Source organism: Streptomyces sp. NPDC037126 (assembly GCF_055605965.1).
Map to the genome: position 1 here is coordinate 133,089 of NZ_JBVJTD010000014.1, position 21,631 is coordinate 154,719.

A 21,631-nucleotide genomic window follows, 5' to 3' on the forward strand; every position below is an offset into this window, starting at 1 on the left:
ACCATGAACCACCCCCAGCTCGCCGCTCTCGGACGGGCCCTCCGGCTCCTCGGGGAGCACGGCGAGGCCCTGACCGCCGACACCCCGGACGCCCGGCTGCACGAGATCAAGGCCGATCTGCGCAGGGCGCTCGACCTGCTGGACGAGAGCGTCTCCTCCGGCGCGTCGAGCACCCGGTGCCCCGAGCATCCGCAGGGGCCGGTCGACGAGAGCGCCCCGGACCTCTGCCTGCTCTGCGAGACCCGGCGCCGCGCCGCCCGCCGCTCGGAGTACCAGAGCGGCAGGGACCGGTCCGCCGAGCCCGTGGCCACCGCCCCCTCCCGGTACGGCGTCCGTGCCGACCGGCCGCAGCCCCAGCAGCGCTGGCTGCCGGAGCTGTGGAACGGGCAGGAGTGGCAGCTGTGCGGGACGCCGAGGCGGGACCGGCGCGAGGCCGAGGCCTATCTCGCCGCCCAGCGCCGGGGGCCCCGGCCCGCCATGGCGTACCGGCTCGTGCACGAGTTCACCGACTACGAGGTGCTGCGGGTGTGGGGGACGCCGGTGCGGGTCGACATCGAGCCGATGGGGAACCTCTAGGGCCCCGCTCAGCCCAGCAGCGGCAGCGGAACCGGGTCGTGCCCCTCCCAGATGCGCCTGCTCGCCTCCTCCGGGTACGGCGCCACCTCGGGCTCCGCGTCCAGGATTCGCACCAGGCGGGACCCGGTGTCGTACTCCGGCCAGCCGGGGTCGCCGGTCCGCGCGAACGCCGTCCAGGAGCGGCGGAAGAGCGCCGAGAGCCGCTCCGCCTCCGGGGTGGGCGCGCCACCGGGGAAGAGCAGGGCGCCCAGGTCCGCGCCGAACGTGCCGAACAGCAGCGGGACGTCCAGGCCGTGGCAGGCGCCGAGCACACCGTCGCTGCCCGGGGCGGGCCAGGTCAGCTCGTAGACGTGGGCGCGGCCGCCGCCCGCGCGCTGCGCCTCGGCCAGGCGCAGGCTCGGCATGCCGAACAGCCAGTCCGTCTGGACGCGTTCGAAGAGCTGGGACGGTGTGGCGCCGGGGAAGGCCGCCCGGTAGGCCGCCTCGCCCGTCTCGCCACCCGGTGCGTACAGGCGCAGGGTGGCGGTCGCCATCTCGTCCGTGACCTTGTCGAGCAGTCCCGCCATGACCAGGAACAGGCGGCACTCGTCGCGGTTGTGGCCGACGAGGAGGTCCACGTCCCGCGCCTCGCCCGCTGCCAGGGCCTCCCAGGGGGTGGTGGGCAGGACGTCGCCGTCGACCACCGGTGAGAAGGGCACGGACGTGGGCGCCGCCTGACCCCATCTGCCGTTGTACTGGGACATCTTGACGCCCACGGCCTGGCCGGCCGCCGTGAGCCGCCGGGGGTCCGCCGCCGCCAGGTCCGCCGCCGTGGGCGCGAGGCCCGCCTCGGCCGCCAGGACCGCCGCCATGTCACGGGCCAGCTCGGGCGAGAAGAACGTGCCGGGCACGCTCTGTGCGACCGCCCGCCGGAACAGGCCCCGCGCCCTGGGCATGGCCAGCAGGGAGGCGATCGAGCCCGCGCCCGCCGACTCGCCGAACACCGTGACCCGGGCGGGGTCGCCGCCGAAGGCGCCGATGTTCTCCCGCACCCACTCCAGGGCCGCCACCTGGTCCAGCAGGCCGCGGTTGGCCGGCGCGCCCTCCCAGAGGCCGAAACCCTCCATGCCCACCCGGTAGTTGAAGGTGACCAGCACCGCGTCGCCGTCGCGGGCCAGCAGCCGGGGGTCGTAGCCCGGCTGGCCGCCGTGGCCCAGTTTGTACGCGCCGCCGTGGATCCAGACCATGACCGGGCGGGCCGAACCCGGGTCCGGGTCGGGGGTCCAGACGTTGACCGTGAGCCAGTCGTCGGACTCCGGGCCGGGGACCTGGGCCTTGCGGCCGAGGAAGCCCGCCTCCTGCGGGGGCGGCGGGCCGAACGCCAGGGCGTCGCGGACGCCGTCCCAGGGGCGGGGCGGGCGCGGCTCGCGGAAGCGGGCCTCGCCGACCGGGGGCGCGGCGAAGGGGATACCCCGGAACACCGACAGCCCCTGCTCACGCAGGCCGCGCACCGCGCCGTGGGCGGTGCGCACCACGGGGCCGTCGGTGTCCGGGGCCGGGGACTCGCTCGTCGTCATGCTCGCTCCTCACTGGTCACCAGGGGAACGCACGGCGACGATCACAAGTGCCCGTCCGCCCAGGCGGGTTCAGCTGAGCGTCTTCAGGGACGCGGCGTCGTACGGCTTCAGCTCGTCGAGGCGGTCGGAGAGCACCTTGGCCGCCCACTCGGGGTCCTGCAGCAGGGCGCGGCCGACGGCGACCATGTCGAACTCGTCGGACTCCAGCCGGTCGAGGAGGTTGTCGATGCCCTTGACCGGGGAGCCCTGGCCCTGGAAGGCGTTGATGAAGTCGCCGTCGAGGCCGACCGAGCCGACGCTGATGACCTGCTTGCCGGTGAGCTTCTTCGTCCAGCCCGCGAGGTTGAGGTCGGAGCCCTCGAACTCGGGGAGCCAGTAGCGGCGGGTGGAGGCGTGGAAGACGTCGACGCCGGCCGCGGCGAGCGGGGTCAGGATCGCCTCCAGCTCCTCGGGGGTCTCGGCGAGGCGGGCGGTGTAGTCCTGCTGCTTCCACTGGGAGTAGCGGAAGAGGACCGGGAATTCGGGGGAGACCGCCTCGCGGACCGCGGCGACGATCTCCGCGGAGAACTTCGTGCGGGCCACCGGGTCACCGCCGTAGGCGTCGGAGCGCCGGTTCGTGCCCTCCCACAGGAACTGGTCGAGGAGGTAGCCGTGGGCACCGTGGAGCTCGACGCCGTCGAAGCCGATGCGCTCGGCGTCCGCGGCGGCCCGGGCGAACGCGGTGACGACGTCGTCCAGGTCCCGCTGGGTCATCGCCCTGCCGGTGGCCTCGGCGCCCGCGGTGACGAGACCGGAGGGGCCCATCGCGGGGGCGCTCGGGAAGGGGGCGTCACCGTCCTTGCGGACCATGCCGATGTGCCACAGCTGCGGCACGATGGTGCCGCCCGCCGCGTGCACGTCCTCGGCGACCTTCGCCCAGCCCGCCAGCTGCTCCTCGCCGTGGAACCGGGGCACGCGGTCGCTCTGTCCGGCCGAGTCGTGGCCCACGTAGGTGCCCTCGGTGACGATGAGCCCGACACCGGCGGCGGCGCGGCGCGCGTAGTACGAGCGCACGTCCTCGCCGGGCACACCGCCCGGGGAGAACATGCGGGTCATCGGCGCCATCGCGATCCGGTTGGGGACGGTGAGGCCGTTGAGGGTGATCGGGCGGGACAGGATCCGGGCCGCGCGGGAGGTGGCGGGGGGCGTGACGGTCACGTGGGGGGCTCCTCGTGAGTGATCGATTAACCGTTCGGTATGTGAACACGCATTGTTGCAGCTCCTTAAGTAACCGCCTATGCGGTGCCCCACATTCCGTCTCCGGCGGGGCCTTCACGTGGTGCCGCTCACACTCTCCCGGTTCAGCCGCCGCACCCGCTCCCGCAGCACCTCGTCCGGCGGGGCCGGCTCGACCGACCCGGGCGGACAGTCCCACTCCCGCCCGCCGCCGACGGGGCGCAGCTGCACCCGGCCGCCCACCCGCCCCATCACCTCACCGATCCGTCCGCTGCGCGTGTCGACGGCGTACTCGGGCGCCTTCGCCCGGAGAGCCGCCGCGAGCCGGGAGGCCACGCCGAGGTTGCAGCGGCCGAGGTCGACCAGGGCGTACGGGTCCTCGTCCGAGACGCTCAGCGGGTCCACCCGCAGGGACGGGAGGACGACGCCGACTCCCCGCAGGGCCGCGCGCAGCCGCTCGACGGCTTCCGCGGCCGTCCGGGCGGGCCGCTCCTCGGCCGCCGTTTCCTTCATCTCCATTGCGCCAATTCCTCCACGCAGAGTGCTGCCGTTCACCACACAGCGTGTCCGCCCGCGCCCTAGCCTGGCCAGATACGGCGTCCCAACAGACTCCGCTGTCGGATCAGGAGCTGCCATGGCAGGACCGAAGGACCTCGACCCGTCGTCGTCGCCGCGCGCCCTCCTGGGGGCGGAGTTACGGCACGCCCGCGAGCGCAGGGGCCTGAGCCAGGAGCAACTGGGCCAACGGTTGTTCGTGAGCGGGTCGTTCATCGGCCAGCTGGAGGCGGGCACGCGGCGGATGCAGCCGGAGTACGCGCGGATGCTGGACGAGGTGCTGGAGACGGACGGCTTCTTCCAGCGGAACTGCCGGGCGGCGGCCAGGTCGAAGTTCGAGGAGCACTTCGAGGTGGTGGCGGAGGCCGAAGCTCAAGCCACTGCGATCAGGGAGTACACACCGCTCCTGATCCCCGGACTGCTGCAGACGCGCGCGTACGCACAGGCCGTGAACCGCGCGCACGACCCGATGGCATCGGAGGAGACCATCGAGGAGTGGACGGAAGGCCGGATGGAGCGCGTCCGTCTACTCGACCATCCAACAAAGCCTTTGTTGTGGGCGGTGCTTGACGAGGCATCGTTGCGCCGGGAGACGGGAGGACGGGCTGTGATGGCGGAGGCCCTGCGTCACGTCGCCGGACTGGCCCTCCGTAACCGGGTCATCGTGCAGGTGCTGCCGTTCAGCGCGGGTGCACACGCGGCGATGCAGACCGACCTGAAGTTGATGGAGTTCGCGGACGCCCCTCCGCTGGTCTACTACGAGGGGGTACGCACCGGGCGGGTGGAGGACGATCCCGCCACCGTCGCCCACCTCAGGTTCAGGTACGACCTCCTCGTGGCCTCAGCGCTCTCGCGGGACAAGTCCCTGGCTCTCATCGAGGCGTTGGCGGAGGATTACGCGCATGAGGAACACCCCTGACCTGAGCACGGCCGCATGGATCAAGTCGAGCTACAGCGGCGGCGGCAACAACTGCTTGGAAGTCGCCACCGATCACCCCGCCCTCGTCCCCGTCCGTGACTCCAAGACCCCCCAAGGCCCGACGCTCGTGTTCCGGCCGGAGGCCTGGTCCGCGTTCGTCGCGAACCTCAAGCCTTGAGCCCCGAGCCCTCTTTGCATGGAATGGGTGGAGGGCCTCAACCCACCCTCCCACCCCGCGAGTTGACGGCATGCGTCTGATTTGCCACGCACAGTCACGAGGCTCTAGCGTGCCCGCATAACGAACAGCCCCCGCCAGGCGCTACCAACACCTGCGGGGGCTTGACCTCCGAGATCGAAACACAGGCGATCCCGTGGCTGAAGCCAAGCTTAGTCCTGCCCTCCCGCCCGCGCACGCGTCCTCCCACCCGATGGCCAATCCGGGTTACGGAAAGCGCTCCGCGTCCGACCAACACCGCCGTACCAACGGCGACTTCGCGCACCTGCCGCCGCGCGAGGCCGCCATCGCCGCGTACGTCGACCGGCTCCCCGACGGCGCCGACATCTCCGTGAAGACGCTGGCCAAGCAGCTCCCGTACGGCCAGTGCGCGCTGCGCACGGCCCTCAACCGCATCCAGGCGGCGGGGCACTTACGGCGAGGAAGGGAGCGGCTGGAGACGGAGGAGGGCGGCTCGCGCTGGATCACCCGATCGTGGTGGTCCCGTACCGCACGCGACGACGCCTGGTGGGCGGCGTTCACCCGCGGCGACGTACCGGAGGACGCGCACCCGCCCGAACGGCCCGGCCCCACCCGCTCCCGCGCCCACGTCCTCCTCGCCGCCCTCGGCCGCACGGCCCCCGTCCTGTCCCTCTCCGCCGCCGACTGCGCCGCTCTCGCCCCGCTGCTCACGGAGTGGTTCGCGCGCGGGGCCACCGACGAGGCCGTACTGCGCGCCCTGACCGACGGGTTACCGGCGCCGGTCCACCACCCGGCCGCCCTGGTCCGCCGCCGTCTGACCGACAAGCTGCCGCCGGAACCGGTCCCGCGTCCGGTGTCCCGCCGGGTCCTGGAGTGCTCGGAATGCGGGGTGCCGGGGCGGCCGGAGGCACTGCCACGGGGCGTGTGCGGCGGCTGCCGGGGCGAACACGCGCCGACGCGCTCCCACGCGCCCCTGCCCCCTTCAGCGGTCCAGGTCCACGCAGCCGGGATCCGCGCTGCGATGTCCCTCAAACGACCGGAAAGGACAAAGGACTACGCCGACTGAACCCACCGCGAAAGCCCGAGGGCGGTACCCCCAGCCGGAAGCTGGACGTACCGCCCTCGGTCCACAGGACAGGCGATCAACCCTCAGGTCGATCAGAAGTCCATGTCACCGCCCGGCATGCCGCCGCCGGCCGGCGCGGCGGCCTTCTCCGGCTTGTCGGCGATGACGGCCTCGGTGGTGAGGAACAGCGCGGCGATGGAGGCGGCGTTCTGCAGAGCGGAACGGGTCACCTTCGCCGGGTCGATGATGCCCTCGGCGATCATGTCGACGTACTCGCCCGTGGCGGCGTTCAGACCGTGGCCGACGGCCAGGTTGCGCACCTTCTCCACGACGACGCCACCCTCGAGACCACCGTTGACGGCGATCTGCTTCAGCGGGGCCTCCAGCGCGAGCTTCACGGCGTTGGCGCCGGTCGCCTCGTCACCGTCGAGGTCCAGCTTCTCGAAGACCGAGGAGGCCTGCAGCAGGGCCACGCCACCACCGGCGACGATGCCCTCCTCGACGGCGGCCTTCGCGTTGCGGACGGCGTCCTCGATGCGGTGCTTGCGCTCCTTGAGCTCCACCTCGGTGGCGGCACCGGCCTTGATGACCGCGACACCGCCGGCGAGCTTCGCCAGGCGCTCCTGCAGCTTCTCGCGGTCGTAGTCCGAGTCGCTGTTCTCGATCTCGGCGCGGATCTGGTTGACCCGGCCGTTGACCTGGTCCGAGGAGCCGGCACCGTCGACGATGGTGGTCTCGTCCTTGGTGATGACGACCTTGCGGGCGCGGCCCAGGAGGTCCAGGGTCGCGTTCTCCAGCTTGAGGCCGACCTCCTCGGAGATGACCTCGCCGCCCGTGAGGATGGCGATGTCGCCGAGCATGGCCTTGCGGCGGTCACCGAAGCCCGGGGCCTTGACGGCGACGGACTTGAAGGTGCCGCGGATCTTGTTGACGACCAGCGTCGACAGGGCCTCGCCCTCGACGTCCTCGGCGATGATCAGCAGCGGCTTGCCCGACTGCATGACCTTCTCCAGGAGCGGGAGCAGGTCCTTGACGGAGCCGATCTTGGAGTTCGCGATGAGGATGTACGGGTCCTCGAGCGACGCCTCCATGCGCTCCATGTCGGTCGCGAAGTAGGCGGAGATGTAGCCCTTGTCGAAGCGCATGCCCTCGGTGAGCTCGAGCTCCAGGCCGAAGGTGTTGCTCTCCTCGACGGTGATGACGCCTTCCTTGCCGACCTTGTCCATCGCCTCGGCGATGAGCTCGCCGATCTGGGTGTCGGCGGCGGAGATGGACGCGGTGGAGGCGATCTGCTCCTTGGTCTCGACGTCCTTCGCCTGCTCCAGCAGGGCGGCGGAGACGGCCTCGACGGCCTTCTCGATACCGCGCTTCAGGGCCATCGGGTTGGCACCGGCGGCGACGTTGCGCAGGCCTTCCTTGACCAGGGCCTGGGCGAGAACGGTCGCGGTGGTCGTACCGTCACCGGCGACGTCGTCCGTCTTCTTGGCGACTTCCTTGACCAGCTCGGCGCCGATCTTCTCGTACGGGTCCTCGAGCTCGATCTCCTTGGCGATGGAGACACCATCGTTGGTGATCGTGGGGGCGCCCCACTTCTTCTCGAGGACGACGTTGCGGCCCTTGGGGCCGAGCGTCACCTTGACGGCGTCCGCGAGCTGGTTCATGCCGCGCTCGAGGCCGCGCCGCGCCTCCTCGTCGAACGCGATGATCTTGGCCATGTGAAGTGGTCCCTCCAGGACTGGGGGTGATTCCTTCGGACCGCGCCCGCGCCCGCGACGGACGGTTCGCCGGCCTGTGGTTCCTTGCCCCACATGGCCTGCGGACCTCACCGACCCGGTCCTTCTTTGTCACTCTCACCTTCAGAGTGCTAACGCCAATGATTAGCACTCGGCATGGTCGAGTGCAAGCGCCTCGGGGGTACGGCCGCCCCCGTCAGCCGCCCGCGAACACGGCGCCCACGGGCACGGCGAAGGGCCCGCACCCTGTGCGAGGTGCGGGCCCTTCGTACAAGAAACGTTCAGGCGCTGAGGCGAACCATGTCGGCCTGCGGGCCTTTCTGGCCCTGCGAGATCTCGAACTCCACCCGCTGGCCCTCTTCCAGGGTGCGGTAGCCGTCCATCTGAATGGCGCTGTAGTGGACGAATACGTCCGCACCACCGTCGACCGCGATGAAGCCGTACCCCTTCTCCGCGTTGAACCACTTGACGGTGCCCTGAGCCATGCCTAACTCCCCTATTACTGGCCCTTGCACAGATCCGCACTTCGCGGACCCGGGTCAGACCTCACCCCCCATGGGACGGGGGCGTGCGCCGGAACGCGTCGACCGCGGCTGAATGTATCTGTCCAACTGCCGTCTGCAACAGGTCAATCGGACGAGAATTCTGGACGAGCCGGGCCCGGAATGTGGCGAGAATTCACCCGAATTCAGGGCAAGTCGGGCCCCATAAAAGCCACAAAAGCCGCATAAGACCCGTGCACTTTGGCTACTTCTTATCGGGTGTGCGGCATGAATCAAGGGCTTCCGGTTGGCACTCCGGGAGCGCGTTCCCCAACTGTACCGCGCTCAATCACGCAGAATTGCCCCCTCCGCTTCTCTCACGGAGGGGGCAATCGGATGAACATTCGGTAATCACTGTTACCGAGGGTAATGTTCAGTCATTCGGTCAGCCGCCGGCGACGGCCGGGATGATGGAGACGCCGGCGCCGTCCGGGGTCGCGGTCCCCAGGCCCTGCTCGAAGCGCACGTCGTCGTCGTTGACGTAGACGTTGACGAACCGGCGCAGCTTGCCCTGGTCGTCCAGCACCCGGGCGGCGATGCCGGTGTGGTTCTTCTCCAGGTCCTCGATGACCTCGGAGAGGGTCGCCCCCTCGGCCAAGACCTCGGCCTTGCCGCCGGTGTAGGTGCGCAGGATGGTGGGGATGCGAACGGTCACGCTCATGCGAGGCCAGCCTCTCGGAAGGAGTCCAGGGTCGGGCGGATGGTGGCGCTGAGGCCGGTGCCGGCCACCGCGTCGAGGGTCTTCAGGCCGTCGCCGGTGTTCAGCACGACCGTGGTCTTCGCCGGGTCCAGCACGCCGGCCTCGATCAGCTTGCGGGTGACGCCGACGGTCACACCGCCCGCCGTCTCCGCGAAGATGCCCTCGGTGCGGGCCAGCAGCTTGATGGCGTCGACGACCTCCGCGTCCGTCACGTCCTCCACGGCGCCGCCGGTGCGGCGGGCGATGTCCAGGACGTAGGGGCCGTCGGCCGGGTTGCCGATGGCCAGCGACTTGGCGATGGTGTTCGGCTTCTGCGGGCGGACCACGTCGTGCCCGGCCTTGAAGGCCGTCGACACCGGCGAGCAGCCCTCGGCCTGCGCACCGAAGATCTTGTACGGCCTGTCCTCGACCAGCCCGAGCTCGATCAGCTCCTTCAGACCCTTGTCGATCTTCGTGAGCTGGGAGCCGGAGGCGATCGGGATCACGATCTGGTCCGGCAGCCGCCAGCCGAGCTGCTCGCAGATCTCGTACGCGAGGGTCTTGGAGCCCTCCGCGTAGTACGGGCGCAGGTTGACGTTGACGAAGCCCCAGCCCTCGCCGGCCGGGTCGCCGATCAGCTCGGAGCAGAAGCGGTTCACGTCGTCGTAGTTGCCCTCGATGCCGACGAGTTGCCCGCCGTAGACCGCGGCCATGACGACCTTGCCCTGCTCCAGGTCGTGCGGAATGAACACGCAGGAGCGGAAGCCGGCGCGGGCGGCGGCGGCGCCGACGGCACCGGCCAGGTTGCCGGTGGAGGAGCAGCTGAGGGTCGTGAAGCCGAAGGCGCGGGCGGCTTCCAGGGCCTGCGCGACGACGCGGTCCTTGAAGGAGTGCGTCGGGTTGCCGGAGTCGTCCTTCACGTACAGACCGCCGGTCACGCCCAGCTCGCGCGCCAGGTTGTCGGCCTTGACGAGCTTGGTCCAGCCGGGGTTCAGGTTCGGCTTCCCGGCCACGTCCGCCGGGACCGGCAGCAGCGGCGCGTAACGCCAGATGTTCGCGGGACCGGCCTCGATGCGCCGGCGCAGTTCTTCGGCGTCGTAGGCGGAGAAGTCGTAGGCGATCTCCAGCGGGCCGAAACACTCCTCGCAGGCGAAAACCGGGCCGAGCGGCACCCGGTGACCGCACTCGCGACAGCTCAGAGCGGCGGCGGGCCCGAGATCGACGGTGGAACTGCTGGTGCTTGCAACTGTCTGCACAGCCATGGAGGCGAGGCCCTTTCTCCTCATCTTCCTCACGACGCATCTCGCCGTGAGACGGATTTGGCACCTTCCCTAGCCGGGAGCCTCGCTGTGGAAAGACGAGTACCGACTGGAGGGTTGCCGGGGCTTCACCGGGCCGTTTCCCTCTGCCCCTCTGGATGAGCTGTATGTGGTTGTCAACGCGGGCGACCCCCGACATGCGATGGTCATCGGCGTTGTTCAAGACTGTAACCGAAGGCCAGGACAGTTGAGATAGTCGTCCGAACCGCGAGACAACCGTGAGGAGCCGGGGACCGTGCTGGAAGAAGTCGAGCGCTGGCTGAGCACCCGCTCCTGGTCCGTGTCCGATCGCCCGCTGCAGCTGCTCCTCGCCGCCAAGCAGCGTACGGGTCAGAAGATCAGCGTCGTGCTGCCCGCGCTCAACGAGGAGGAGACCGTCGGCGACATCGTCGCGGTGATCCGGCGCGACCTCGTGGAGCGGGTCCCGCTGGTCGACGAGATCGTCGTCGTCGACTCCGGTTCGACCGACCGGACCTCCGAGGTCGCCGCCGCCGCGGGCGCGCGGGTCGTCCACCGCGACGACATCCTGCCGCGCATCCCGGCCGTCCCGGGCAAAGGGGAGGTCCTGTGGCGCTCCCTGCTCGTCACCACCGGTGACGTCATCTGCTTCATCGACGCCGACCTGAGGGAGTTCTCCTGCGACTTCGTCTCCGGGATCGTCGGCCCGCTGCTCACCGAGCCCGAGGTGGACCTGGTCAAGGGCATGTACGACCGCCCGCTCGCCGGGGCGTCGGGGCAGGGCGGCCGGGTCACCGAGCTGATGGCCCGCCCGCTGCTGAACATGCACTGGCCGCAGCTGGCCGGGTTCGTGCAGCCGCTGGGCGGCGAGTACGCGGCCCGGCGCTCGCTCCTGGAGCAGCTGCCGTTCCCGGTCGGCTACGGCGTGGAGCTGGGCATGCTGGTCGACGCGCTGCACCTGGTCGGCCTGGACGCGCTGGCCCAGGTCGACGTCGGGGTGCGCAGGCACCGGCACCAGGACGGCCAGGCGCTGGGCCGGATGGCCGCCGCCATCTACCGCACCGCGCAGCTCCGGCTGGCCCGCGGCCATCTGATCCGCCCCTCGCTGACCCAGTTCGAGCGGGGCGAGGACGGCTTCGAACCGCGCACCTACTCGGTGGACACCGAGGAACGGCCGCCGATGACGGAGATCGCGGAGTACGCGCATCGCCGGGTGGCGTGAAAGCGGAGGTACGGCCGTATACAGCCGCCTTCCGGGGTGGTCCGTACGTTTGAGCGTTTCCGGGCCGGGCTAGGTTGAGGACCATGGCTTCCACGCACGGTGCAGAGGTGCTGGTCGCGTCCAATCGCGGCCCGGTTTCGTACGAGGTGCGCCCCGACGGCTCGCTGCACGCCAAGCGGGGTGGCGGCGGGCTGGTCTCGGGGCTGTCGGCCATCGGGCCGGACACCGACGCGGTGTGGGTGTGCGCCGCGCTCGGCGACGGCGACCGGGAGGCCGTGCGGCGGGCGGACGGCGGGCTGCTGCCGGCCGGGGACACCGGCGGACAGCGGGTGCGGATGCTCGACATCGACGCGTCCGTGCACGCCGACGCCTACAACGGCATCGCCAACTCGGTGCTCTGGTTCGTCCACCACATGCTGTACCAGACACCGCTGGAGCCGGTCTTCGACGCGGAGTTCCGCCGGCAGTGGGCGTCGTACGAGGCCTACAACCGGGCGTTCGCCGAGGCGCTGGCCGAGGAGGCCGCCGACGGCGCGGCGGTGCTGATCCAGGACTACCACCTGGCCCTCGCCCCGCGCATGCTCCGGCAGCTCCGTCCCGACCTGCGCATCGGCCACTTCTCGCACACCCCGTGGGCCCCGCCGGACTACTTCCGGCTGCTGCCCGACGACGTCGCGGCCGAGCTGCTGACCGGCATCCTCGGGGCCGACCGGGCCGCGTTCCTCACCCGGCGCTGGGCGGACGCGTTCACGGACTGCTGCCACGCGGTGCTGGGTCCCGGGATCCCCTCGGGCACCCGGATCGGGGTGCACGGGCTGGGCGCGGACGCGGACTTCCTGCGCAAGCGCTCCCACGAACCGGACGTGGACGAGCGGATGGCGGCGCTGCGGAAGGAGATCGGCGAGGGCCGCCGGACCGTCGTGCGCGTCGACCGCACCGAGCTGTCCAAGAACATCGTGCGCGGGCTGCTGGCCTACCGGCAGCTGCTCGACGACCACCCCGAGTGGCGCGAGCGCGTGGTGCACATCGCGTTCGCCTACCCGTCGCGGCAGGACCTGTCCGTCTACCGCGACTACACGGCCGAGGTGCAGCGGGTGGCCGGGGAGATCAACACGCGGTACGGGACGGCCGGCTGGACCCCGGTCGTGCTGCATGTGAAGGACGACTTCGCGCGGTCGCTGGCCGCGTACCGGCTCGCCGACGTGGCACTCGTCAACCCCATCCGGGACGGCATGAACCTGGTCGCCAAGGAGGTCCCGGTCGTCTCCGACGAGGGGTGCGCGCTGGTGCTGTCCCGGGAGGCGGGGGCGTACGAGGAGCTGGGCGAGGACGCGATCGTGGTGAACCCGTACGACATCCGGGGGACGGCCGAGGCCCTGCACACGGCGCTGACCATGCCGGCCGCCGAGCGGGCGGAGCGGTCGAAGCGGCTCGCCGCCGCGGCCACCGCGCTGCCGCCCGCCCAGTGGTTCCTGGACCAGCTGCACGCGCTGGACCCTCAGTCCAGCTGAGCCGCGAGGCCCCTCAGCAGCCGTACGACGCCCTCCGGGCCGTCCACGACCAGGTCGGCCCTTTCGGCCAGTTCGGTGACCTCCGTGCTGCCGCTGCAGACGAGGAGGCCGGGCAGGCCGTCGGAGCGGAGCTTGTCCACGGCGGCGAAGGCGGGCAGGTCGCCGAGGTCGTCGCCCGCGTAGACGACGGACTCGGCGCCGGTCGCGCGGACGTGGTCGAGGAGGGCGACCCCCTTGTCCATGCCCGGCGGGCGGAGTTCCAGGACCATGCGGCCCGGTTCGACGATCAGGCCGTGCCGGGTGGCGAGGTCGGTGAGCGGGGCGCGCAGGGCCTCGAAGGCGGCCCCCGGGTCCTCGGCTCGGCGGGTGTGCACCGCGACCGCCCGGCCCTTCTCCTCGATCCAGGTGCCCTGCCAGGCGCCGACGCGGTCGAGGACGCCGGGAAGCTCGGCGCGGACCGCGGCGACGCCGGGGTGCGGGGCGGGGGCGGTGACCGTGCCGGTGACCGCGTCCCAGCGCTCGGCGCCGTAGTGGCCGAGGACGGTCAGGTGCTCCAGGCCGGCCACGCCGGCGAAGCCGCCGTGCCGGACCGCCACGCCGGCGGGCCGGCCGGTGATCACCGCGACGGAGGCCACCTTGGGGGCGAGCGCGGCGAGCGCGGGGACGGCCTCCGGGTGGGCGCGGGCCTGTTCGGGGTCGGCGACGATCGGGGCGAGGGTGCCGTCGAAGTCGAGACCGACCACTGCGGTGCGGGGCCTCGCCAGCAGCGCCGCGAGGCCGTCGCGGCCGGGCCGGGTGGTGGGGGTCGGCAGGGGGTCCGGCGGGTCGGTGGGATCCGTTGCGTCCGTCGTATGGGTGCCCATACGGCGACACTATCCGCGCGGGGCCGCCCTCACTCCTCAGCGCTCGGAGCGCCGTGCCTCGCGGACCCGGCGCAGGCGGTTCACCGTGACCGGATCGTGCGCCAGCGCGCGCTCGTCGTCCAGCAGGGCGTTGAGGAGCTGGTAGTAGCGGACGGGGGCCAGGCCCAGCTCCTCGCGTATCGCACGCTCCTTGGCGCCGGGGCCGGTGAAGCCCCGGCGCTCCAGCGCGAGGATGCCCTTTTCACGGCTGCCCAGTTCCATGCCCGCCACCGTAACGCCGGGCACCGACAACCGGGTCAGCCGGCGTTGCTGCTGTCGACGGCCGTGGCGTTCGCCTCCAGACGGGTCAGCACGCCGGCCGGGTCGCCGCCGGGGGCGACGGCCTGGCCGATGTCCTTCTTCACGGCCGCGCTGACCGACGCCCAGGAGGTCTTGCCCACCGGGTACAGCTCGGAGGTCGACAGCTGGTCCAGGAAGGGGTGCAGGGCCTTGTCGGGGGCCGCCTCCGAGGCGCTCATGGTGTCGGAGGCGGACCCGGTGACCGGGAGCAGGCCGTACTCGCGGGAGAAGCCGAGGACGTTCTTCTCGCTGTAGACGAAGTTGAGGAAGTCGCCCACCTGGTCGGCGTGGCCGTTCTGCTTGAAGGCCATCATCCAGTCGGCGACACCCATCGAGGCCCTGGCCTTGCCGGTGCGGCCCGGCATCGGCACCATGCCGAACTGCACACCCTTCTTCTCGGCCTGCTGGATCAGCGTGGGGTGCCCGTTGAGCATGCCGACCTGGCCGTCGGCGAAGGCGGCGAAGGCGTCCGCGCGGTTGAGCCTGCCGGGCGCCACGGGACCGGTCAGGCCCTTGCCGACCAGCTCGTCCTTGAGCCAGGTGAGCGTCTGGACGTTCTGCGCGGAGTCGATGGTGTAGGTGCCGACGTCGTCGGTGAAGCCGGTGCCGCCGGTCTCCGTGCTGCCGCCGCTCAGCAGCCACTGCATGGTCTCGGCCTGGGCCTCCTCCGGGCCGAGGGGCAGCGCGTAGGGGTACTTCACCCCCTTGTCCTTGAGCGCCTTGGCGTCGGCGGCCAGCTCGTCCCAGGTGGTGGGCGGGGTGATGCCGGCCTTGGCGAACAGGGTCTTGTTGTAGAAGAGCACGCGCGTGGAGGCGGCGAAGGGGATGCCGTACTGCGTGTGGTTCCACTGGCCGGCGTCGGCCAGCGAGGAGAGCAGGTCGGCCTGGGTGCGGATGGAGATCAGGTCCGAGGCCGGGTAGAGCTTGCCCGCGGCCGCGTAGTCGGCGTAGGCGCCTATCTGGGCCATGTCGGGGGCGTGCCCGGCGTCGACCATCTCCTTGACCTTGCTGTCGACGTCCTTCCAGGAGTAGACGCTGACGTCGACCTTCACCCCGGGGTGCTTCGCCTCGTACTCCTTGACCAGGGAGTCCCAGTACTTCTGGGAGCTGTTGGCGGCCGAGTCGCCGTAGTCGGCCGCGACGAGTCTGAGGGTCACGTCGGAGGAGCCCGTACTCCCGCAGCCGCCCAGTACCGCCGTCATGCCCAGTGCGGACACCACCGCGATCACTCCTGCCGTTCCCCGACGCACCGTCAAAGCCCCAACCCTGCTGTCTGACCGTTCAATATATGGACACATAAGGTCTACACCACGCGAGTGGACTAGACCTCTCCCGGGTGTGCGGGCCACACTGTCCCCCGTGAGACATGTCATCGCCCTGGACGTGGGCGGTACCGGGATGAAGGCCGCCCTCGTCGGCGACGACGGCGCCCTGCTGCACCGCGCCCGCCGGGCCACCGGCCGCGAGCGCGGTCCCGACGCGGTGGTCGCGGGCATCCTCGACTTCGCCGCCGAACTGCGCGACCACGGTGTGGCGCGGTTCGGTGAGCCGGCCGCAGCGGCCGGCATCGCGGTCCCCGGGATCGTCGACGAGCAGCACGGCGTCGCCGTCTACGCCGCCAACCTCGGCTGGAAGGACGTACCCCTGCGCGCCCTGCTCACCGAGCGGCTCGGGGTGCCCGTCGCCCTCGGCCACGACGTGCGCACCGGCGGCCTCGCCGAGGGCCGGATCGGTGCGGGCCGGGGCGCCGACCGGTTCCTGTTCGTGCCGCTCGGCACCGGGATCGCGGGCGCCATCGGCATCGACGGCCGGGTGGAGGCGGGCGCGCACGGCTTCGCGGGCGAGATCGGCCACATCGTCGTACGCCCCGGCGGCACCCCCTGCCCCTGCGGGCAGCGCGGCTGCCTGGAGCGGTACGCGTCCGCCTCCGCCGTCAGCGAGGCGTGGGCGGCGGCCGGCGGGAACCCGGACGCGGACGCGGCGGACTGCGCCGAGGCCGTCGCGTCCGGTGACCCGAACGCCGTCCGGGTCTGGCAGGAGGCGGTGGACGCGCTCGCCGACGGCCTCGTCACCGCGCTCACCCTGCTGGACCCACGCACCCTGATCATCGGTGGCGGCCTGGCCGAGGCGGGGGAAGTGTTGTTCCAGCCCCTGCGGAACGCCGTCGGGCGCCGGGTCACCTTCCAGAAACTGCCGTCCGTCGTCCCCGCCGCCCTCGGTGACACCGCGGGCTGCCTGGGCGCGGGACTGCTCGCGCGCGATCTCCTGACGACCATCCCTACGACTCCGGAGGTAAGCACCTGATGGCAACCGAGCGGGAAACCCCGGCCCCGGACGGCGCCCCCCGAGGGGCGCGGGCGACCTCGGCCCCCACCGGCCCGCAGGTGCTCACCGGCGCGCACGTGGTGCTTCCCACCGGAACGGTGCAGAACGGCCGGGTGGCGGTCGACGGCCGGCACATCACCGCGGCCGCCCCGGCCGGCGCCGCGACGATCGACGTGACCGGCCACTGGCTGGTCCCCGGCTTCGTCGACATCCACAACCACGGCGGCGGCGGAGCGTCCTTCTCCGGTACGGCCGACGACGTGCTCACCGCCGTCCGCACGCACCGCCGGCACGGCACCACCACCCTCGTCGCCTCCACCGTCACCGACGAGATGGACCTGCTGGTGCGGCAGGCCGGGCTGCTGAGCGAGCTGGCCGAGCAGGGGGAGATCGCCGGGATCCACTTCGAGGGGCCCTTCATCTCGCCGTGCCGCAAGGGCGCCCACTCCGAGAAGCTGCTGCGCCACCCGGAGCCGGCCGAGGTCCGCAAGCTGATCGACGCGGCCCGCGGGCAGGCGCGGATGCTCACCCTCGCCGCCGAGCTGCCGGGCGGCATCGACTCCGTACGGCTGCTCGCCGAGCACGGCGTGATCGCGGCGATCGGGCACACCGACGCCGACTACGAGCAGACGGTCGAGGCGATCGACGCGGGCGCCACCGTCGCCACCCACCTCTTCAACGCCATGCCCGCCCTCGGCCACCGCGCGCCCGGCCCCGTCGCCGCGCTGCTGGAGGACGAGCGGGTGACGGTCGAGCTGATCAACGACGGCACGCACCTGCACCCCGCCGCGCTGGAGCTGGCCTTCCGGCACGCGGGCGCGGACCGGGTCGCGTTCATCACGGACGCGATGGACGCGGCCGGCATCGGCGACGGCCGCTACATGCTCGGCCCGCTGGAGGTGGAGGTCAGCGAGGGCGTGGCGCGGCTGGTCGAGGGCGGCTCGATCGCGGGCTCGACGCTCACCCTGGACCGCGCGTTCAAGCGGGCGGTGACCGTCGACCGGCTGTCCGTGGAGGACACCGTCAAGGCCCTGTCCGCGGGCCCGGCCCGGCTGCTCGGCCTGTCCGACCGCGTCGGCTCCCTGGAGCCGGGCAAGGACGCCGATCTGGTCCTGCTGGACGACAACTTCGACATCAAGGGCGTGATGCGGCGGGGCGAGTGGGTGGTGGCGCCGCAACTGGCCTGATACGCCCTTCTTTTCCCGCGACGGCGGCCGACCCGTGACTGGGCCGGCCGCCGTCTGTTTGGCATGATCGAGGCCCCGGAAACCGATGACGGGCACAGGGACTTCGAGGGAGGTCGGCACGAGTGATCCTCACGGTCACGCTGAACACCGCTCTCGACATCACCTATCGCGTACGGTCACTGCGCCCGCACGCCTCGCACCGGGTCTCCGAGGTCATCGAGCGGCCGGGCGGCAAGGGTGTCAACGTGGGCCGGGTGCTGGCCGCGCTCGGACACGAGGTGACGGTCACGGGGTTCGCGGGTGGGGCGACCGGGCGTGCGGTGCGTGAGCGGCTCGCGGGCACCGCCGGGCTGACGGACGCGCTGGTGCCGGTGGCGGGGGCGACCCGCCGCACGATCGCCGTCGTCGACGAACTCCGCGGTGACACCACCCAGTTGAACGAGCCCGGCCCGCAGATAGCGCCCGCCGAGTGGGGCGCCTTCCTGGGGCGGTACGAGAAGCTGCTGGCCGGTGCCTCGGCGGTGGCCCTGTGCGGCAGCCTGCCGCCGGGGGTGCCGGTGGGGGCGTACGCGGGCCTGATCCGTACGGCCCGCGCGCTCGGCGTGCCGGTGCTCCTCGACACCAGCGGCGAGCCGCTGCGACGGGGTGTGGCCGCCCGCCCCGACCTCATCAAGCCGAACACCGACGAACTGGCCGAACTCACCGGCTCCCACGACCCCACCCGAGCCACCCACGACGCCCGCCGCCGCGGCGCCCACGCGGTCGTCGCCTCCCTCGGCGCGGACGGCCTGCTGGCCGTCACCCCCGAGGGCCGCTGGCGTGCCACCCCACCCGTCCGCATCCACGGCAACCCGACGGGCGCGGGTGACTCGGCGGTCGCGGGCCTGCTGTCGGGCCTGCTCGAAGACCTCCCCTGGCCTGCCCGGCTGTCCCGGGCGATCGCCCTCTCGGCGGCGACGGTACGCGCCCCGGCGGCGGGCGAGTTCGACCCGGCCACCTACGAAGAACTGGTGGACCGGGTCGCGGTGACGGGAGATCAGAGCGCCGCGTGACGGCTCAGCCCGTGACGTGGCCCTTCTTGATCCAGAGCTGGTCGAGCAGGGCGTTGCACTTGTCGCCGGGCTGGCAGGAGATGGACAGCGTGTTCGATCCCTTGTTCAGGTCCGGCCACACGTAGGACCTGGTCCAGCCGTTGGTGAAGTCGCCGTCCTTGGCGTGCCGCCAGTTCTTCAGGCCCAGCTTGCTGCCGTACGGCTTGCCGTTGACGGTGAGCGTCATCGCCTGGTCGTCGCCAGCGGCGCTGTAGTTCACGAAGAGGGTGTACGGGCCGTCCTCGGGGATGTCGTTGACCGTCCAGGTCACCGAGGCGCCGGGCTGGTTGAGGCCGCCGATGTACTTGCCGTCCGCGGACCGCGCCCCGGTGACGTCGCTGGTGACGGCGGCACCGCCCGCGAGCTGGAGACCGCTGTTCGAGCCGTCCACCTTCGGCAGGTCGCCGGTCGGTGCCGGGCTGCTGTTCGACGGGCTCGGGTCGTTGCTCTGGGACTGGGTCGGGGTGTTGCCGGCCTGGTTCTTGCTCTTGTTGTCGTCCGAGCTGCCGTTGAGCATGGCGACGCTGATGCCGATGACGACCGCGGCGACCACCGCGATGGCGCCGATCAGCAGGCCCTTGGTGTTCGGACCGCGGCGGCCGGGCGAGGGCTGCTGCTGGCGGCTCGTCGGGGCGCCGCCGGGCAGCGTCTCGGGAGCCTGGTAGTGGGCGTTCGGCTGGCCGTAGGCGCCCTGCTGCTGCGGCACCGTCGGCTGGCCGTACTGGCGCTCGCCGACCGTGCGCACCCTGCTGACCGAGTTCGGGTAGCCGTAACCGCCGGACGGCGGCTGGGCCCCTCTGGCCTGGCCGTCTGCGTACAGGTAGCCGAACGGGTCGTCGTCCTCGGGCGTGCTCGCGCCGTTGTCGCCGGGCGTCATCCCTTGGTACTCCTCAACAGGTGCGGGCGGATGCGATACGGGTTGGAATGGCGAGCCTACCCGCTCTCGCTGGCCCAAACGGGTGACTCGGACCGCATCACTCCGCTGACCTGCGGCTCATCCGGCGCGTCGGTGCTGTTTGGGACGAGATCGTTTCTCTACGTACATCCGTTCGTCGGCTGACTTCAACACTTCGTCCGCGGTCATACCGCAGTGTGCCCAGCCGATGCCGAAACTCGCGCCCACCCGGACGGCCCTGCCCTCGGCCCGGATCGGCTGGATGATCTCGTTGCGCAGCCGTACGGCCAGGTCCTCGGCGTCGGCCCGGCCGAGGCCGTTGGCGAGGATCACGAACTCGTCGCCGCCGAGCCGGGCCACCGTGTCGCCGTCGCGCACGCCCTGGGACAGGCGCCGGGCCACCTCGATGAGGACGGCGTCGCCCGCGTTGTGCCCGAACCGGTCGTTGATCGACTTGAAGCCGTCGAGGTCGCAGAACAGGACCGCGAGGCCCTTGGCACCGTCGTCCCGCCCGTCCTCGGGGGCGACGGTGTGCACATGGTGGTCGTAGCCGTCGAACGCCTCCGCGCCCGGCACGAAGTCGAAACCGTGGCCGGCCGGGGGGTCGAACGCCGGATGGCCGTAGGCCGCGTCCAGGGACTCCAGGGCGCCGGTCTGGGCCTGGCGCCGGCACAGCCGGGCCGACAGGCGCGAGCGCAGCTCCGCGGAGTTCGGCAGCCCGGTGAGGGAGTCGTGCGAGGCGCGGTGGGCGAGCTGCAGCTCGCGGCGCTTGCGCTCCTCTATGTCCTCGACGTGGGTGAGCAGGAAGCGGGGTCCGTCGGCGGCGTCGGCCACGACGGAGTTGCGCAGGGACACCCAGACGTAGCTCCCGTCCCTGCGGCCGAGGCGCAGCTCCGCGCGGCCGCCCTCGGCGGAGGTCCTGAGCAGGGTGCCGATGTCCTCGGGGTGGACGAGGTCGGAGAAGGAGTAGCGGCGCATCGCGGAGGCGGGCCGGCCCAGCAGGCGGCACAGGGCGTCGTTGGTGCGCAGGATGCGACCGTGCTGGTCGCCGCCCATCTCGGCGATGGCCATGCCGGAGGGCGCGTACTCGAAGGCCTGCCGGAAGCTCTCCTCGCTCGCCCGCAGCGCCTGCTGCTCGCGCTCCAGACGGACCAGGGCGCGCTGCATGTTGGCGCGCAGCCGCGCGTTGCTGATCGCGATGGCGGCCTGGAAGGCGTACATCTGCAGGGCCTCGCGGCCCCAGGCGCCGGGCCGGCGGCCGTTGCGCGGGCGGTCGACGGAGATGACCCCGAGCAGCTCGCCGGAGGAGCCGCCCTGCACGCCCGGGGTGTACATCGGGGCGAAGAGGCGGTCCGAGGGGTGCCACTCGTCCTCGAAGCGCGGCGCGGGACCGTCCGTGTACCACTGGGGAACGTCGTCGTCGTCGAGGACCCAGCCCTCGGTGTGCGGTATGAACACCAGGTCGCCCCAGCGCTCGCCCATGTTCAGCCGCCGCTCCCAGGACTCGCGGGAGCCGACCCGGCCGGTGATCAGGGCCTCGGCGGCGGAGTTCCCGGAGAACGCGGCGACGACGAGGTCGCCGTCGGGGCGCACGAGGTTCACGCACGCCATCTCGTACCCGAGGGCGTTCACGACGCCGTCGGCGACGGTCTGCAGTGTGTCCGCCAGGCTGCGGGCCGTGTTCATGTCGGCCATGACCTGGTGCAGCTGTCGCAGGGACGCAAGACGGACGTACGGCTCCGACTCGGTCTCCATGCTCGCCCTCCCCCCGAGACCTCGCAGCGAATCAAGGGTTGTCGTCGGCGCTTCTCAACAATGGCTCTTACGGTGCTGTCGTGGCTTCCCAGCCACTGAATCACAGCGCGCTGCCCACTCGGTACACAG

General features: G+C 71.7%; 21 protein-coding genes and 1 riboswitch. Of the genes, 9 read left to right on the forward strand and 12 right to left on the reverse strand.

Annotation, left to right across the window (positions count from 1 at the left end; translation table 11 throughout):
- The first annotated feature begins 3 nt into the window (after nt 1-3).
- Nucleotides 4-576, forward strand: a complete 573-nt coding sequence (locus ACZ7FF_RS27855) for a hypothetical protein (RefSeq protein ID WP_470815297.1) — start codon at nt 4-6, stop codon at nt 574-576.
- Nucleotides 577-584: 8 nt separating this feature from the next.
- On the opposite strand, the gene ACZ7FF_RS27860 is transcribed toward ACZ7FF_RS27855, so the two are convergent.
- The 3 genes from ACZ7FF_RS27860 to ACZ7FF_RS27870 all read right to left on the reverse strand — a co-directional run bounded on the left by ACZ7FF_RS27860 (nt 585) and on the right by ACZ7FF_RS27870 (nt 3,866).
- The gene (locus ACZ7FF_RS27860) at nt 585-2,132 is read right to left on the reverse strand and encodes a carboxylesterase/lipase family protein (RefSeq protein ID WP_470815298.1); all 1,548 of its coding nucleotides are present in this window, start codon (nt 2,130-2,132) and stop codon (nt 585-587) included.
- Between the two features lie 69 nt (nt 2,133-2,201).
- Nucleotides 2,202-3,329 carry an NADH:flavin oxidoreductase gene (locus tag ACZ7FF_RS27865; RefSeq protein ID WP_470815300.1) on the reverse strand — a complete coding sequence of 376 codons (1,128 nt, stop codon included), beginning with the start codon at nt 3,327-3,329 and terminating at the stop codon, nt 2,202-2,204.
- 114 nt (nt 3,330-3,443) lie between these two features.
- The gene (locus tag ACZ7FF_RS27870; RefSeq protein ID WP_470815302.1) at nt 3,444-3,866 is read right to left on the reverse strand and encodes a hypothetical protein; all 423 of its coding nucleotides are present in this window, start codon (nt 3,864-3,866) and stop codon (nt 3,444-3,446) included.
- 115 nt (nt 3,867-3,981) lie between these two features.
- On the opposite strand from ACZ7FF_RS27870, the gene ACZ7FF_RS27875 reads away from it, so the two are divergent.
- The 3 genes from ACZ7FF_RS27875 to ACZ7FF_RS27885 all read left to right on the forward strand — a co-directional run bounded on the left by ACZ7FF_RS27875 (nt 3,982) and on the right by ACZ7FF_RS27885 (nt 6,083).
- A complete protein-coding gene (locus ACZ7FF_RS27875) occupies nt 3,982-4,821 on the forward strand; it encodes a helix-turn-helix domain-containing protein (RefSeq protein ID WP_470815303.1) in 840 nt (279 codons plus the stop codon).
- Nucleotides 4,805-4,999, forward strand: coding sequence for a DUF397 domain-containing protein (locus ACZ7FF_RS27880; RefSeq protein ID WP_470815305.1), 195 nt, complete (start codon nt 4,805-4,807; stop codon nt 4,997-4,999). Before ACZ7FF_RS27875 ends, ACZ7FF_RS27880 begins: the two co-directional genes overlap by 17 nt.
- Before the next feature lie 250 nt (nt 5,000-5,249).
- Nucleotides 5,250-6,083, forward strand: coding sequence for a hypothetical protein (locus ACZ7FF_RS27885; protein WP_470815552.1), 834 nt, complete (start codon nt 5,250-5,252; stop codon nt 6,081-6,083).
- 92 nt (nt 6,084-6,175) lie between these two features.
- Here the strand turns inward: ACZ7FF_RS27885 and groL are convergent, their stop codons facing one another.
- The 4 genes from groL to thrC all read right to left on the reverse strand — a co-directional run bounded on the left by groL (nt 6,176) and on the right by thrC (nt 10,299).
- Entirely contained in the window at nt 6,176-7,798 is a 1,623-nt protein-coding gene (gene groL / locus ACZ7FF_RS27890) for a chaperonin GroEL (RefSeq protein ID WP_470815307.1), read from the reverse strand.
- Nucleotides 7,799-8,097: 299 nt separating this feature from the next.
- A complete protein-coding gene (locus ACZ7FF_RS27895; RefSeq protein WP_004929928.1) occupies nt 8,098-8,301 on the reverse strand; it encodes a cold-shock protein in 204 nt (67 codons plus the stop codon).
- Nucleotides 8,302-8,743: 442 nt separating this feature from the next.
- Nucleotides 8,744-9,019: a MoaD/ThiS family protein gene (locus ACZ7FF_RS27900; protein ID WP_470815309.1), complete on the reverse strand. Its 276-nt coding sequence runs from the start codon at nt 9,017-9,019 to the stop codon at nt 8,744-8,746.
- Nucleotides 9,016-10,299, reverse strand: coding sequence for a threonine synthase (thrC, locus tag ACZ7FF_RS27905; RefSeq protein ID WP_470815310.1), 1,284 nt, complete (start codon nt 10,297-10,299; stop codon nt 9,016-9,018). The genes ACZ7FF_RS27900 and thrC overlap by 4 nt, the downstream gene beginning before the upstream one ends.
- A gap of 17 nt (nt 10,300-10,316) precedes the next feature.
- A riboswitch (SAM riboswitch) is annotated at nt 10,317-10,461 on the reverse strand.
- Between the two features lie 130 nt (nt 10,462-10,591).
- Between thrC and ACZ7FF_RS27910 the strand changes: the two genes are divergently transcribed.
- Nucleotides 10,592-11,536, forward strand: a complete 945-nt coding sequence (locus ACZ7FF_RS27910; RefSeq protein ID WP_470815312.1) for a glucosyl-3-phosphoglycerate synthase — start codon at nt 10,592-10,594, stop codon at nt 11,534-11,536.
- An 83-nt stretch (nt 11,537-11,619) separates the two neighbouring features.
- Nucleotides 11,620-13,047, forward strand: a complete 1,428-nt coding sequence (locus ACZ7FF_RS27915) for an alpha,alpha-trehalose-phosphate synthase (UDP-forming) (protein ID WP_470815314.1) — start codon at nt 11,620-11,622, stop codon at nt 13,045-13,047.
- Here the strand turns inward: ACZ7FF_RS27915 and otsB are convergent.
- Genes otsB through ACZ7FF_RS27930 form a run of 3 tightly spaced genes read right to left on the reverse strand, consistent with a single transcriptional unit; the run spans nt 13,035 to nt 15,547 of the window.
- On the reverse strand, nt 13,035-13,910 hold the full coding sequence (otsB, locus tag ACZ7FF_RS27920) for a trehalose-phosphatase (RefSeq protein ID WP_470815316.1): 876 nt from the start codon (nt 13,908-13,910) through the stop codon (nt 13,035-13,037). The genes ACZ7FF_RS27915 and otsB overlap by 13 nt on opposite strands.
- Nucleotides 13,911-13,946: 36 nt before the next feature.
- A complete protein-coding gene (locus ACZ7FF_RS27925) occupies nt 13,947-14,171 on the reverse strand; it encodes a DUF3263 domain-containing protein (protein ID WP_470815318.1) in 225 nt (74 codons plus the stop codon).
- 35 nt (nt 14,172-14,206) lie between these two features.
- Nucleotides 14,207-15,547, reverse strand: coding sequence for an extracellular solute-binding protein (locus ACZ7FF_RS27930; protein WP_470815319.1), 1,341 nt, complete (start codon nt 15,545-15,547; stop codon nt 14,207-14,209).
- Between the two features lie 61 nt (nt 15,548-15,608).
- On the opposite strand from ACZ7FF_RS27930, the gene ACZ7FF_RS27935 reads away from it, so the two are divergent.
- From ACZ7FF_RS27935 to ACZ7FF_RS27945, 3 genes are all read left to right on the forward strand, one after another.
- Nucleotides 15,609-16,553, forward strand: coding sequence for an ROK family protein (locus ACZ7FF_RS27935; RefSeq protein ID WP_470815321.1), 945 nt, complete (start codon nt 15,609-15,611; stop codon nt 16,551-16,553).
- Between the two features lie 80 nt (nt 16,554-16,633).
- Nucleotides 16,634-17,761, forward strand: coding sequence for an N-acetylglucosamine-6-phosphate deacetylase (gene nagA / locus ACZ7FF_RS27940; RefSeq protein WP_470815554.1), 1,128 nt, complete (start codon nt 16,634-16,636; stop codon nt 17,759-17,761).
- Nucleotides 17,762-17,883: 122 nt separating this feature from the next.
- Nucleotides 17,884-18,813 (forward strand): 1-phosphofructokinase family hexose kinase, encoded by a 930-nt coding sequence (locus tag ACZ7FF_RS27945; RefSeq protein WP_470815323.1) that lies wholly within the window; start codon nt 17,884-17,886, stop codon nt 18,811-18,813.
- Nucleotides 18,814-18,817: 4 nt separating this feature from the next.
- Here the strand turns inward: ACZ7FF_RS27945 and ACZ7FF_RS27950 are convergent, their stop codons facing one another.
- Nucleotides 18,818-19,729: a carbohydrate-binding protein gene (locus ACZ7FF_RS27950; RefSeq protein WP_470815324.1), complete on the reverse strand. Its 912-nt coding sequence runs from the start codon at nt 19,727-19,729 to the stop codon at nt 18,818-18,820.
- A 117-nt stretch (nt 19,730-19,846) separates the two neighbouring features.
- A complete protein-coding gene (gene cdgB, locus ACZ7FF_RS27955; RefSeq protein WP_470815325.1) occupies nt 19,847-21,502 on the reverse strand; it encodes a diguanylate cyclase CdgB in 1,656 nt (551 codons plus the stop codon).
- Between the last annotated feature and the right edge of the window lie 129 nt (nt 21,503-21,631).